13 protein-coding genes are annotated in these 12821 nt (G+C 47.8%); 3 read left to right on the top strand and 10 right to left on the bottom strand.

Features of this window, described 5'->3' with window-relative positions; translation table 11 throughout:
* Window positions 1–148: 148 nt before the first annotated feature.
* Window positions 149–1642, top strand: a complete 1494-nt coding sequence (locus R7V76_RS05895; RefSeq protein ID WP_290828082.1) for a peptide MFS transporter — start codon at window positions 149–151, stop codon at window positions 1640–1642.
* Window positions 1643–1705: 63 nt separating this feature from the next.
* Here the strand turns inward: R7V76_RS05895 and R7V76_RS05890 are convergent, their stop codons facing one another.
* Window positions 1706–2977, bottom strand: coding sequence for a purine/pyrimidine permease (locus R7V76_RS05890; protein WP_318091569.1), 1272 nt, complete (start codon window positions 2975–2977; stop codon window positions 1706–1708).
* Window positions 2978–3136: 159 nt separating this feature from the next.
* On the opposite strand from R7V76_RS05890, the gene R7V76_RS05885 reads away from it, so the two are divergent.
* Window positions 3137–3832: an alpha/beta hydrolase gene (locus tag R7V76_RS05885; RefSeq protein ID WP_318091568.1), complete on the top strand. Its 696-nt coding sequence runs from the start codon at window positions 3137–3139 to the stop codon at window positions 3830–3832.
* A gap of 62 nt (window positions 3833–3894) precedes the next feature.
* On the opposite strand, the gene R7V76_RS05880 is transcribed toward R7V76_RS05885, so the two are convergent.
* From R7V76_RS05880 to R7V76_RS05860, 5 genes are all read right to left on the bottom strand, one after another.
* Window positions 3895–4830: a carbohydrate kinase family protein gene (locus tag R7V76_RS05880; protein ID WP_318091567.1), complete on the bottom strand. Its 936-nt coding sequence runs from the start codon at window positions 4828–4830 to the stop codon at window positions 3895–3897.
* Window positions 4817–5668, bottom strand: a complete 852-nt coding sequence (locus R7V76_RS05875) for a PRD domain-containing protein (protein WP_318091674.1) — start codon at window positions 5666–5668, stop codon at window positions 4817–4819. The genes R7V76_RS05880 and R7V76_RS05875 overlap by 14 nt, the downstream gene beginning before the upstream one ends.
* Window positions 5669–5776: 108 nt before the next feature.
* Complete coding sequence (locus R7V76_RS05870) at window positions 5777–7189, bottom strand: sucrose-specific PTS transporter subunit IIBC (protein WP_290828089.1); 1413 nt, start codon at window positions 7187–7189, stop codon at window positions 5777–5779.
* Window positions 7190–7362: 173 nt separating this feature from the next.
* Complete coding sequence (locus R7V76_RS05865; protein WP_318091566.1) at window positions 7363–8166, bottom strand: endonuclease/exonuclease/phosphatase family protein; 804 nt, start codon at window positions 8164–8166, stop codon at window positions 7363–7365.
* 84 nt (window positions 8167–8250) lie between these two features.
* Window positions 8251–9906, bottom strand: a complete 1656-nt coding sequence (locus R7V76_RS05860) for a PTS transporter subunit IIBC (RefSeq protein ID WP_290828091.1) — start codon at window positions 9904–9906, stop codon at window positions 8251–8253.
* A 253-nt stretch (window positions 9907–10159) separates the two neighbouring features.
* Between R7V76_RS05860 and R7V76_RS05855 the strand changes: the two genes are divergently transcribed.
* Entirely contained in the window at window positions 10160–10444 is a 285-nt protein-coding gene (locus tag R7V76_RS05855; protein WP_290828092.1) for a helix-turn-helix domain-containing protein, read from the top strand.
* A 48-nt stretch (window positions 10445–10492) separates the two neighbouring features.
* On the opposite strand, the gene queF is transcribed toward R7V76_RS05855, so the two are convergent.
* From queF to queC, 4 genes are read right to left on the bottom strand one after another with little or no spacing between them, the layout of a single operon-like run.
* The gene (queF, locus tag R7V76_RS05850) at window positions 10493–10981 is read right to left on the bottom strand and encodes a preQ(1) synthase (protein ID WP_012371770.1); all 489 of its coding nucleotides are present in this window, start codon (window positions 10979–10981) and stop codon (window positions 10493–10495) included.
* 11 nt (window positions 10982–10992) lie between these two features.
* The gene (gene queE / locus R7V76_RS05845; RefSeq protein ID WP_318091565.1) at window positions 10993–11709 is read right to left on the bottom strand and encodes a 7-carboxy-7-deazaguanine synthase QueE; all 717 of its coding nucleotides are present in this window, start codon (window positions 11707–11709) and stop codon (window positions 10993–10995) included.
* Window positions 11706–12161 carry a 6-carboxytetrahydropterin synthase QueD gene (queD, locus tag R7V76_RS05840; RefSeq protein WP_012371768.1) on the bottom strand — a complete coding sequence of 152 codons (456 nt, stop codon included), beginning with the start codon at window positions 12159–12161 and terminating at the stop codon, window positions 11706–11708. The genes queE and queD overlap by 4 nt, the downstream gene beginning before the upstream one ends.
* The gene (gene queC / locus R7V76_RS05835; RefSeq protein WP_114596671.1) at window positions 12158–12814 is read right to left on the bottom strand and encodes a 7-cyano-7-deazaguanine synthase QueC; all 657 of its coding nucleotides are present in this window, start codon (window positions 12812–12814) and stop codon (window positions 12158–12160) included. Before queC ends, queD begins: the two co-directional genes overlap by 4 nt.
* Window positions 12815–12821 lie beyond the last annotated feature (7 nt).

The raw sequence follows: 12821 nt of genomic DNA, 5'->3' as shown, positions 1-12821 counted from the left end.
GTCTCATAAACAAAAAAAGAAGTGAGACAATTCAGGCAAAACAGTGTATTTGCGTTCAATTGGTTCGTTCATGCTTATCGTTTGGGGAAAGCGGGAAAAAGATTGGACAACGTACACAGATCGAGGGTAGACGAAAGGAGCCGTTCATATGGCAGAGTTTGATCGCGATCAGGTCTACAAGACTGTTCCGCAAAAAGGATTCTTTGGAAATCCAAAAGGACTGTTCACGTTATTCTTTACTGAGTTTTGGGAGCGGTTCTCCTACTACGGGATGCGTGCCATCCTTATCTTCTACATGTATGATTCAGTTGCCAACGGTGGTCTTGGAATCGACAAACCGACAGCTGCATCGATCATGGCGGTTTACGGATCACTGGTTTACATGTCCGGAATCATCGGTGGTTGGGTCGCTGACCGACTGCTCGGAACTTCCCGGACGGTTTTCTACGGCGGCGTGCTCATCATGCTCGGACACATCGTCCTCGCGTTACCGGCCGGAATCACGGCATTGTTCATCTCGATGGGACTGATCGTCATCGGAACAGGGTTCTTGAAACCAAACGTTTCGAACATCGTCGGTGATCTTTACAGCAAAACGGATAACCGTCGTGACGCTGGATTCAGTATCTTCTACATGGGGATCAATGCCGGTGCATTTCTCGCACCATTGATTGTTGGTAAAGTATCAGACTCAGCCGGATACCACGCTGGTTTTGCACTTGCCGCAATCGGAATGTTCTTAGGTCTGATCGTCTTCGTCTTGACGAAGAAAAAGAACCTGGGACAAGCGGGAACATACGTCTTGAATCCGCTTGAAGGAAACGAACGGAAACGGTTCTTTACGATTGCAGCGGTTGTCATTATCGCACTTGCGGTTCTTGGTACGATTGCATCGCTGACAGGACTTTTGACGATCAGCCGCTTTACACTCATGGTCACATTCCTTGGAATTTTGATTCCGATTGCTTACTTCACCTTTATGCTGCGGAGTCCGAAGATTACGGATGACGAACGTTCGCGTCTGCTTGCGTACATCCCGCTCTTCATTGCTGCTGCAGTATTTTGGGCGATTCAGGAACAGGGTTCGTACGTGCTTTCGATTTTTGCAGATGAACGGACAAATCTTTCGTTCCTCGGCTTTGGTCTGGAACCGGCCTTCTTCCAGTCATTGAATCCATTGTTCATCATCGTCCTCGCACCTGTATTTGCAAGCTTTTGGGTGAAGCTCGGCGATCGTCAGCCGACGACGATGCAGAAGTTTTCGTTTGGTTTAGTCTTTGCCGGCTTGTCGTTCATCGTCATGATGTTACCCGGCTTATTGTTTGGAACGGATACGACGGTCAGCCCACTCTGGCTTGCGCTCAGCTTCTTCCTCGTTGTCATCGGTGAGTTGTTCTTATCACCGGTCGGATTATCAGCGACAACGAAATTGGCACCGGCTGCTTTCTCGGCACAGACAATGAGTCTGTGGTTCTTGACGAATGCGACCGGACAAGCCGTCAACGCTCAAATCGTAAAATATTACGGAGCGGATACTGAAGTGGCGTACTTCGGAATTACCGGACTCGTTGCGATCGTTCTCGGGATTATCCTGTTTGCATTCGCACCAAAACTTCAGAAATATATGCGTGGTATTCGTTAAGAAATATCCACGAAAAAGACAGCTGATTTGGAAGAACTCCTTCCAAAATCAGCTGTCTTTTTTTTAATCATTCGTTCGGATATGACGCAGTGATTCAGCAAGCAGGGCGACGAGTGTTCCGAGTACGAGACCGTTCGACATCAATGTCGTGACGAGCGGAGGTAAATCGGAAGTGGCGCCTTTCGGAAGGAGCAGGGCACCGATTCCGACGAGAACCGGTAAGCCGACCGTAATCATCGCGGTCTGACGGTTCAATTCCCGTGAAGCTTCCGTCACACCGATGATGGCCATACCGGCAACGATCGGAGCGACCATCGCGTATCCGACAGCGACCGGGATTTTAGCAATCAGTCCGACGAACGGTGTGACGATGCTGAGGAACAGACAAACAACGTTCGCGATCGCAAAGGCTTTGCGGTCCGTATTATCTGTTGAGGCGATGAAACCGGCTGTCCCGGAAATCGCAACAGGACCAACTGTTCCGAACATTCCTGCGAAGATCTGTCCGATTCCGGCAGTCACACCGGCAGTCGCCACTTGTCCTTTGACCTTCTCTCCACGTTTTGCGCTGATGATTCGTTCAATGACTTTGATGTTCGCCAAGACGTTTGTCATCAGTAATAACGAGATGATCAGGGCTGTCGGAAGCAAACTCCAATCGAGATGAATGCCACCGAACGGCATCAAATCAGGGAAGGTGAAGAATGGACCGTCAAATGTCGGCATCTCGGCACGACCGATTAAAGCAAACATGCTCCAACCGACGAGCAGGGTGATCAATAAAGCATACTGACGTAACCGGTCGCTGCGTTCCAAGTAGAGTGAGATGATGACCGTTAAGACAGAAATGACGGCAGGAAGCACCTGAATCTTTCCATCTTCGATATTCAGCAGTCCTTTCATGACCGAACCGGATAATTGAGCCGATAACAGTAACATGTAAACACCGATGACCTGTGGTGTGAACAAAGGAACGAGGCGGCGAAGTACCCCGGTCAGGGTCAGGATGATGCAGATAATCCCGCTTAAGATCAGGAGAAAACCAAGAGACTGTAACGTATTGGAGTAACTGCCGTACAATGTGATCCCGATGGAAGAATAAAGAGCGAATACTCCCCACCAAATACCGGCAGGCCCTTCCATGATCGGCAGACGATGACCGAATAAAACCTGAACAAGACTCAAAATTGCAAAAACGAATAAACAACGAGAGAGGAAAGCGAGGGTATCTGCACTTGATAGTTCAAATGAGGCGGCAATCGCAAGTGGCGGGGCAATGTTAGTACAAATAATAAACAAAAACCACTGAATCGTGGAGACAACAGTACGTGGCAAAACAAATGATTCCCCTTTCGAATAACGGATGCTTTTTTAATCTTAAACCAAATATTGAAAAAGAGATAGATACGCTTACATTAACTGAAAATTCAAAACAATGCTTTCATATGTGATTTTGCACATTAGATTGGGTATCATAAAAGAGGAGGGATGAATATGAAAAGATGGTTAAAACGAATCAGCATCAGTTTACTGATTCTGGTAGGGATTTTAGTTGCAGCATTCATGATTTGGGCTCAATTTGATTACAATCCAACAAAAGAAGCGCAGCAATATCTCGGTGAACCGGTCGGACAAGGTTATCAATTCGGAGATGATACGAGTGAAACAGGGTTCATTTTTTATCAAGGTGCAAAAGTGGATCCTGCCGCGTACAGTTATCTCGGTCATCAATTAGCGAAAGAAGGATATTACGTAGCGCTTCCGAAATTACCTTTTAATATTGCGCTGCTTGACTCTAAAAAAGGATTATCGATCATCGAAGATCATCCGAAAATCAAACGTTGGTATTTGATCGGACATTCGTTAGGCGGAAGCGCAGCCTCAACGATTTTGGAAGACAGTCCGAAAATCAAAGGCATGATTTTTTTGGCTTCTTATCCGATTGATGCCATCGATACCCCATCGCTAACCGTTTACGGTGGACGGGATGGGGTGTTACCGGTCAAGGATATTGAGGACAGCAAACAGGATGTCCGCTCCGATGCGGTCTTTCATTTGATCAAAGACGGGAACCATGCAAACTTCGGGATGTATGGAAAACAAAAAGGAGACAATGACAGTCCGTTGACGTCAAAAGCACAACAGGATGAAACGTTGAAGGTGATCCGGGAATTCATATCTGCACAGTAAAAAAAGACCCGCTCTTCTGTCTGATTGGACAGGGGAGCGGGTTTGATGTCTTCTCATATATGTTACGTCAACCGTCGTGAAACCTCGTCAAGCGTCGGCAAGGCGGCCATGGCGCCTTTGACGGATGCCGCCAGTCCTCCGGAAATCGCAGCAAATCGACCGATATCCTGTAATTCTGTTTCATCCCAGTCAAACGAAAACGAGCGGATGGCGCATTGATGCAGGAGACCGGACATGAAGGCGTCGCCTGCGCCCGTCGTATCGATTGCATCCACCGAAATCGCCTGAATTTCAGCCATCGAGCGGTCGGTATAAATCAGAGAACCTTCTGCGCCGCGTGTCACAGCGAGCAAACGGATCGGATATTCTGCGAGCAACTCGGCAGCTCCTTCATCCAGATTCGTCTGTCCCGTTAAAAAGGTCAGTTCTTCCTCCGCCAGTTTCACGATTTGAGCATCCGGTAAGACGGAACGAATCGTGGAACGGGCGGCATCTAAGTCCGACCATAACGATTCACGTAAGTTTGGATCGTAAGAGATGGGGACATTATTCGACTTTGCGACTTCAATCGCCCGCCGTGTTGCTTCGACCGCATCTCCGGAAATCAAGGAGATCGATCCGATGTGCAGGAGATCCGCTTCTGCAAGGGAATCCGGAATATCTTTTTCATGAAAACTCATATCTGCCCGGTAACTGTTGATGAATTCAAACGACCGTTCACCGTCGGCGGCATTCGTGACAAGGACAAGGCCGGTTTTATGCTCCGGATCAAAGACGAGGTGATCCGTCTTCACACCGTAATGGTGGAGTGTATCTTTCAAAAAGTGTCCCATCGAATCGTCACCGACGGACCCGAGGAAATAACTGTCGGCACCGAGCCGCGCTAATCCGACGGCGACATTGGCCGGAGCACCACCCGGGTTTTTTTGGAATGTTACATTATCGGCATCGAGTGGAATTAAATCGATCAGTGCTTCACCAAGACTATAAATTTTCATGTGATTTACCCCTTTCAAAATCTGGCCGGATCCGTTCTACATGAAGGGCCATATAGCCAACTTCGGATTGCGGCACAGTCGTCTGCAGTTCCTGTTCCAACCAGGCAGCCATATTTTCCGCACAGCGGAAGGCGTCCGTATACCGCGTTTTTACGGCAGACAAGATGACATCATCCATATCATGCAACGTTTGCCCTTGTTCGATCCGGGCTAAGACGAGTTTCATATGGGTGAAGAACCGGTAATAGGTCATCGACGTCGTTTCGATCGTCTGATCGAAAAAGGCTTCGATTTGTTCCCGCAACTCGTTTAGTAACGTCGCCGTTTGCAGGGCGGTTGCCATGTTGGGATGCCGTTGACGCGCATTATACAAGTGGAGCGCGATGTTCGCGGCTTCTTCTTTTGGTAAGGAAACAGCTAACTTTTGTTCGATATGGGCGACGGCCCATTCGCCAATCTGATATTCGGCAGTATACAGCAACCGGATTTCTTCCGCCAACCGGTTGTGGACGACCAGTTGTTCCCGGGCCAGACGGACGGCATGGGCGAGGTGATCGGTCAGACTGACATGAATGTAGTCATGAAAAGGTGTTTTCAGTTCGCCTTCTGCATAAGAAATAATCTGTTCCGACAAATCGATGATATCGAGTGGTGTCGTCGTCAGGATTTCCTTGAACTGTTCAGCATTCTCAAAAGACGGGATGAACATTTTTTCGATTTTCGTCGGATCAACAGGATCCTTCTTTTTCTTGCCGAAAGCAATGCCCGGTCCCATGATGATCCGTTCCTGACCTTGTTCCTTTGTGACAATAGCATTGTTATTGAGTACTTTATGAATGATCAGTCTGACTACCTCCTTTCTACTTCCATTATACGGGTTATCGGCAATCTAGGAAAACTGACAAATGCGACCCGAAGAGGATTCTCAAGGGGTCGCATTTTTTAATTAAGCAGCCAAATCCGTCTGTTTTTGTTTGCGTGCATCGAGACGCATCAAGATGACGGTAGAAACGAAAGCTGTTGCGACAGCAATCGCAAAACCAACGAGGTAGTTGATCAAATTCGAAGCCCCAAGCGGCGCAACGATGGCAATCATCGGAATACCCGTTAATCCGTAAGCGTTCGCTGCGACTTGCGTCAAGACGACGTATCCACCGCCGATTGCACCGCCGATTGCGCCACCGATAAACGGTTTACCGAGTCGGAGATTGACCCCGTAGATGACCGGTTCCGTGATTCCGAGAAACGCGGAAAATGCAGATGGGAGAGCGAGTGCTTTGAGTTTAACGTTTTTCGTCATGAAGTAAACGGCAAGACCGGCTCCGCCTTGAGCGACGTTCGCCATCGACCAGATCGGGAGCAAGAAGTTTTTACCGATACTCTTGTCGGCAAGGAGTCCTGCTTCAATCGCATGGAAACTGTGGTGCATCCCCGTAATGACGATTGTTGAGTACAGACCGCCGAACAGGAGACCGGCGACGACCGAGAATTGCTCATAGAAGAAGACGAGTACAAATGAGATCCCTTTTCCGAGCAACGTTCCAATCGGCCCGATGACGATCAGAGCGAGGAATCCCGTTACGAGAATCGTTACGAACGGTGTGACGAGAAGATCGAGTGTTTCCGGTGTCCGTTTGCGGACCTGCTGTTCGATTTTTGCCATGACCCAAACTGTCAGGAGGACTGGGAAGACCGTTCCTTGATAGCCGATCAATTCAATGTTCATGCCGAGGAAATGCATCACTTCCGGTTCGCTGTTTCCGAGTGTCCATGGATTCAACAACGACGGATGGGTCATGATTCCACCGATGACGGCACCGAGGTACGGATTCGCTCCGAATTCACGGGCCGCCGAGAAACCGATCAGAATCGGTAAGATGATGAAGGCAGAGGACGAGAACATATCGAGCAGTTGAACGATGGCCGAGTCACCACTCACCCAACCGAAGGCTTTGATCATGCCGAGCAGTCCCATTAACAGACCGGCAGCGACGATGGCCGGAATCAACGGTACAAAGACATTTGATAAGGAGCGGGCGAGACGGGCAAACGGATTTAATTTTTGCGAAGCGGCTTTTTTGACATCAAGCGGTTCTTCACCGTCCAGTTTCACACCGGCAAGCGGGGCGAATTCAGCGAAAACTTTGTTGACCGTGCCGGTTCCGAAGATGATTTGGTATTGACCGGAACTTGAAAATGCACCGCTGACACCGTCTAAATCTTCGAGTGCAGCTTGATCGACTTTCGATTCATCGTGTAAGACAAGACGAAGGCGTGTCGCGCAATGGGCGGCGGTAATGATGTTTTCCCGATCTCCGACGAGTTCAAGGACACGGGCTGCAGTTTGTTTGTAATCCATCTTGAGTTCCTCCTTTAGGAAAGGCGTGCGGCAAACAAGGCACAAAAAAAGGCAAGACCGAACAGCATCTCCACGAACGAGATGCTGAATCGGTCTTGCCAGCCGTACTGTCACAATCCGCACTATTGACTTGTTGTTCTCATCATAAAAAGAAAAGAAAGCGTTGTCAACCGTTAAATGGGTTCTTTTTGAATCGAGATATCGACTTCGACTCCGAAGTGGTCCGAAACGACCGGTGCGAAAACACCGTCAAAGACGACTCCGACACGATCGACATCAATTTTTCGATTCGATAAGACCAAGTCGAGACGTAATCCTTTTTGATTTTCTTCCCAACCATCGATTTTTCCTTCGACCGTCTCGATGCCGACGGTTTCCTGTGCCAGCAAAAAGACATCATGAAGGCCGCGTTGCATCATATAGTCATAACCGGTCTCACGTTCCAATGCATCATTGTTGAAGTCTCCCATGAACATCGTCCATTCCAAAGGATCCATGCGGGCAATCAGATTGTTGAACTGTTCGCTGAACGGCTCATCCGCATCTTCCCACCAGCCGAGATGGCAGGAATTAAAGGTGATTGGTGTCCCGTCGAGATCAATCGTCGCCCGGACGATTTTGCGGGACTTCCAGTCCATCGTATCCTGACTGCGGCTGATGTAATAACTGTCCGATTTTAAAATGGGATGTTTCGTCAAGAGGGCAAGACCTTCTTCATACGCATCGTATCCGATATGCGAGAAGTCCCAGACAAACGAATAATCGAAACCTTGTTTAGCCAAAGCTTGTTGAATCAGATAGACAAAATTATCTTCACGGATATTGTCATACAGAACAGGCGTGTCCATCAGTTGACTGACTTCCTGTAAGGCGATGACATCATAATCCTGTTGAATGATTTGCGTGACGATTTGATCAAGTTTCTCGAGTTGATCAGCTTCTTGCCAAGAATGGCAGTTTAATGTGAGTAATCGCATGGGTTGATCCTCCTGTTTTTCAATAAAGAAAGGTGAAACTCAAGAAGAGCTTCACCTTTTCTTATTTACCCTAAATCATCTGGTTTATGCGCCGATTCGATCTTGGATATCTGATTTTAAGACATCTGCTTTAGGACCGTAAATGGCTTGCACGCCATTATTTTTTAGGATCAACCCCAGTGCACCGTTGGATTTCCAATCCGATTCCGGAGCGACGAGGCTTGGATCTTTGACCGTGACACGTAAACGTGTCATACAAGCATCGACTTCCTCGATGTTCGATTGACCACCGAGTAATCCGATAATCCGTGATGCTTGTGACTGATCGGTTGTTACGGCCGCTTCATTCGCAGCTTGAGTATTGTCCGAAACGACGACATCATCCAAGTAGTTTCCGTTACGGCCTGGTGTTGCATAATTGAACTTTTTAATAACAAAACGGAATGTAAAGAAGTTCAAGAAGAAGAAGAAGATACAGACACCTATAAAGCGGATCAAGTCACCGATCAGTCCCGCTTTTGCAATCAGCGGAATCCGTGTCAGCAATTCAATCGCTCCGAACGCATGGATCCGAAGATGCATGACGTCAGCTAACGCAAAGGCAACACCTGTTAAGACAGCATAGACGACGTAAAGGACAGGTGCGATGAACATGAACATGAATTCGATCGGCTCTGTGACACCTGTTAAGAAAACGGCAAGACCGGCAGATAGGAAGACCGGTTTATAAGCTTTCTTTTTGTCTTCATCAACTGACATGTACATGGCAACCGCGACACCAATCAGTGAAGCAAGAGAAGTAACGACTTGTCCTTCTTTAAAACGTGCCGGGACGACACTGTTGATCAAATCGTTGTATCCTTGTGTGTTACCGGCTTGTTTTAGGTTAACGAGATCGGTAATCCAGGCGAGCCATAACGGATCTTGACCTGCGACGGTCGAACCTTGGGCCGCACCTGTTAAAATCTTATACGTTCCTCCGAGCTCCGTATAGTTCATCGGAACCGTCAGCATGTGGTGAAGACCAAACGGTAAGAGCAGACGTTCCAGTGTTCCGTAGACAAACGGAGCAAGGATCGGTGCCGTATCACGTGACGTCGCAATCCAGCGTCCGAAGTCATTGAGTAATCCCTGAACGAACGGCCAAACGAGTGATAAAACGAACGCAGCAACGACAGACCCGCCGATGACGACGAATGGTACAAACCGTTTACCGTTGAAGAAAGCAAGTGCATCAGGGAGCTTGCTGAAGTTATAAAATTTATTGAAGAGTACGGCTCCGAGGAAACCGGAGATGATTCCGACGAATACGCCCATATTGAGCGCCGGAGCACCAAGGACAGAAGTGAAATAATCTTTCACGATTAAATCAGAACCAAGTAAAGATGTGACAGTTGCTTTTGGATCCGCCAGCATCGCCGAATTGACGCCGAAGATGGCACCTGTAACACGGTTGACCAAAATAAATGCAAGCAATGCGGCGAATGCACCGCCGGCCCGTTCTTTTGCCCACGATCCACCGATGGCAACGGCGAACAGGACGTGGAGGTTAGTAATGATGGCCCAACCTAAATCTTCAACGATTCTTGCAACCGTTTGCATCAATACGATGTCGCCACCGTACATCCCGATCAACTTCCCGATCGAGATCATGATTCCGGCAGCTGGCATGACTGCGATGACTACCATTAACGCTTTTCCTAGCTTTTGCCAGAAATCAAATGAAATCTTGTTTTTCATGTGGTCTCACTCCTCTATGTATCTGTTATCTGTATAATCAGTGCAAAAAATGTAAGCGATTAATGCAACCGCTTGCACCTAAAATTGTAAGCGATAACTTTTTAAAAAGCTAGTTCTTTTTTATGATTTTTTTGAAATTATATTTCAGATAATGAATATTATAAATGGAAGGAGTGTTGAAAAATGAAAATCGGGAATAAGTTAACAGGAACGAAAGCGGAGCGTCAGGTGCTTGGAAAAAGGAGACGAAATCATGAGTGAATCGATTGGTCCTCTGACAAACTATGGAGAACGAATTCGAACGTTACGGAACCGGCAGGGCATAGAGCTCGAACAGCTTGCCGAGCTGACGGACACGACATCGGAAATGATGAATCGGATTGAACGAAGCCTGGCCCATCCATCCTTTTCGATGATTGAACGGTTGGCAAGGGTTCTGGGTGTTCCGTACGAACATTTACTGCGTGACATTTGGCCGGCGCAAATGATTCTTCAACAGGAAGAAGATCAAAAAATCATCGATTTACCATCCAGTTAACAAGAAAAAAATCCTCTTCCACCAACAGATGGAAGAGGATTTTTGGCATTAGCGGTTATCGATTGTTTCTGGATATAAATCGTGATTGAAGAGACGGTGTTCTGCCATCTGTTCATATTTCGTACCCGGTTTGCCGTAGTTGTAATACGGATCAATCGAAATTCCGCCGCGTGGTGTGAATTTTCCCCATACTTCAAGGTAACGGGGCTCCATCAGTTTGACGAGATCTTTTCCAATGACATTGATACAGTTTTCATGGAAGTCACCGTGATTGCGGAAACTGAACAGGTAAAGTTTTAGTGATTTGGATTCGACTAATTTTTCATCCGGGATATACGAGATATAGATCGTCGCAAAATCCGGTTGATTCGTAATCGGGCAAAGACTTGTAAATTCAGGGGCATTGAATTTAACGAAGTAATCATTTTCAGGATGACGGTTCGGGAAGGCTTCGAGCACTTCCGGCTGATATTCAAAAATATAAGGAACCGACTTTTGACCAAGTAAGGACAAATCGTTTAAATCTTCTGGACGCATAATTAATCTCCTTAAACGCCGCGGTCGTTTGCGAAAACGAGGGCATGTAGTTGTGGAAGGACACGTGCGTGATTAAATCGTTCGTCAGCTGCAACGCGTTCCCATAAAGTTTTTAAATCAGATAACATCCGTGGAGCAATCGTGCCTTCTTCCGCAGGATCCGGATTACCGAGTGACAGGTACAGCGTTTGTAAGGCATAGCGGTCAGAGATGGCAGCGGCAAAATCAAGATCGGCCTCATCAAAGATGACGATCTTCACAGCCCGTTGCTGCTCCGGCAACCGCTTGAAAAAGACATCGAGACGGTCATAGTCAACGGTCATTCCGCTTGACGGCGGTTTCGGACTGATGGTGACGTCTTCAATATCAAGAACCCAGTTCTGCCAGTAAGAACCTTGTGTTTCGACCGACATCGTGATGCCGCGGCTCTTCAGCGCATCGACGAGGGTTCCAATCGAGGCGTGCAACAACGGATTACCACCGGAAATCGTGACATGCCCGTATGAACCGAGGGCATCGAGTTGTACCAGGATTTCATCTGCTGTCAGTAAATCCGGCTTCTCCGATCCGTCCCAAGTAAATGCCGAGTCACACCAAGCGCAGGAATAATCGCAGCCGCCGGTCCGGACGAACATCGTTTTTTGGCCGATTGAACGTCCTTCTCCTTGAAAGGTCGGACCAAAGATTTCAAGAACCGGAATCTTTGGTATTTTCTTCAATTGACTCATGACTCAAGCATCCATTCGCGGCGGACTTCTGCAAAAGCAGTCGGTGTTTCATACAGTTTGACGAACTCGACACGAAGACCGCGTTCATCCGGCAAGTGTTTGCCGAGTGTTTCAAAAATCCAGGCCGACATGTTTTCAGCCGTCGTATTCATGTAAGGAAGCGACTCATTCAAGTAACGGTGATCGAGTAACGGTTCGAGATGCTCTTTGAAAATTTTCTTCAAATCGCCAAAGTCGAGTGTCATACCGCGGTGATCCAGGAATCCGCTGATGCCGAGATCGACGTGATACGTATGGCCGTGCAGGGCGCGGCACTTGCCATCATAGTCATACAGGTGATGCGCCGCATCAAACGTCAATTTTTTGACGATCATGACACGTGATTTTGTATAAATAAGCGAGTCGCCGGTCGGGCGCTCGACTGTTTCGGGTGCTTCGTAGTTGAATTTCATGTGTGTTGGACCTCCTCGATGTAGGCATCTAAGCCTTTTTTCCGTAATTCGCAAGCCGGGCAATCGCCACAGCCATCTCCAATGATTCCGTTGTAACACGTTAATGTCCGTTCGCGGACAAAATCAAACGCGCCGAGCGAATCAGCTAATGCCCAGGTCTCTTTTTTGTCGAGCCACATGAGCGGAGTATGAATCACGAATGGATAGTCCATCGCGAGGTTAAGCGTCACATTCAGTGACTTGATGAAGGAATCACGGCAATCGGGATAACCGGAAAAGTCTGTTTCGCATACACCGGTAATGATATGGCGGATGCCGCGTCCTTTAGCGAGGACGGCGGCGAAGGACAGAAACAGGTGATTTCGGCCGTCTACAAAGGTAGAAGGAAGCCCGTCTTCGTTTGTCGTGATCGATTGTGAGTGGTCAGTCAAAGAGTTGCTTGTCAATTGACTGAGGAGTGAGAGATCGAGTTCATGATGCTTCACACCGAGTTCAGATGCGATTTCGCGAGCGACATCGAGTTCTGCGGCATGACGTTGTCCGTAGTTGAAGGTAACGACTTCAACTTCTGAATAGTCGGCGAGTGCCTGAAACAGACAGGTCGTCGAATCTTGACCGCCACTGAAGACGACAAGAGCACGTTCATTTTTCATTGGATAC

The sequence above is a fragment of the Exiguobacterium artemiae genome (assembly GCF_033342815.1).
GTDB classification, from domain to species: Bacteria; Bacillota; Bacilli; order Exiguobacteriales; family Exiguobacteriaceae; genus Exiguobacterium_A; species Exiguobacterium_A artemiae_A.
This window is presented reverse-complemented; position numbering and strand designations above follow the sequence as displayed.

Excerpts from the sequence above, each read along its gene's own strand:
- queE (WP_318091565.1), bottom strand. The coding sequence starts at position 11,709 with ATGAGTCAATTGAAGAAAATACCAAAGATTCCGGTTCTTGAAATCTTT.
- R7V76_RS05860 (WP_290828091.1), bottom strand. The coding sequence starts at position 9,906 with ATGAAAAACAAGATTTCATTTGATTTCTGGCAAAAGCTAGGAAAAGCG.
- queD (WP_012371768.1), bottom strand. The coding sequence starts at position 12,161 with ATGAAATTCAACTACGAAGCACCCGAAACAGTCGAGCGCCCGACCGGC.
- R7V76_RS05865 (WP_318091566.1), bottom strand. The coding sequence starts at position 8,166 with ATGCGATTACTCACATTAAACTGCCATTCTTGGCAAGAAGCTGATCAA.
- queC (WP_114596671.1), bottom strand. The coding sequence starts at position 12,814 with ATGAAAAATGAACGTGCTCTTGTCGTCTTCAGTGGCGGTCAAGATTCG.
- R7V76_RS05895 (WP_290828082.1), top strand. The coding sequence starts at position 149 with ATGGCAGAGTTTGATCGCGATCAGGTCTACAAGACTGTTCCGCAAAAA.
- R7V76_RS05880 (WP_318091567.1), bottom strand. The coding sequence starts at position 4,830 with ATGAAAATTTATAGTCTTGGTGAAGCACTGATCGATTTAATTCCACTC.
- queF (WP_012371770.1), bottom strand. The coding sequence starts at position 10,981 with ATGCGTCCAGAAGATTTAAACGATTTGTCCTTACTTGGTCAAAAGTCG.
- R7V76_RS05855 (WP_290828092.1), top strand. The coding sequence starts at position 10,160 with ATGAGTGAATCGATTGGTCCTCTGACAAACTATGGAGAACGAATTCGA.
- R7V76_RS05885 (WP_318091568.1), top strand. The coding sequence starts at position 3,137 with ATGAAAAGATGGTTAAAACGAATCAGCATCAGTTTACTGATTCTGGTA.
- R7V76_RS05870 (WP_290828089.1), bottom strand. The coding sequence starts at position 7,189 with ATGGATTACAAACAAACTGCAGCCCGTGTCCTTGAACTCGTCGGAGAT.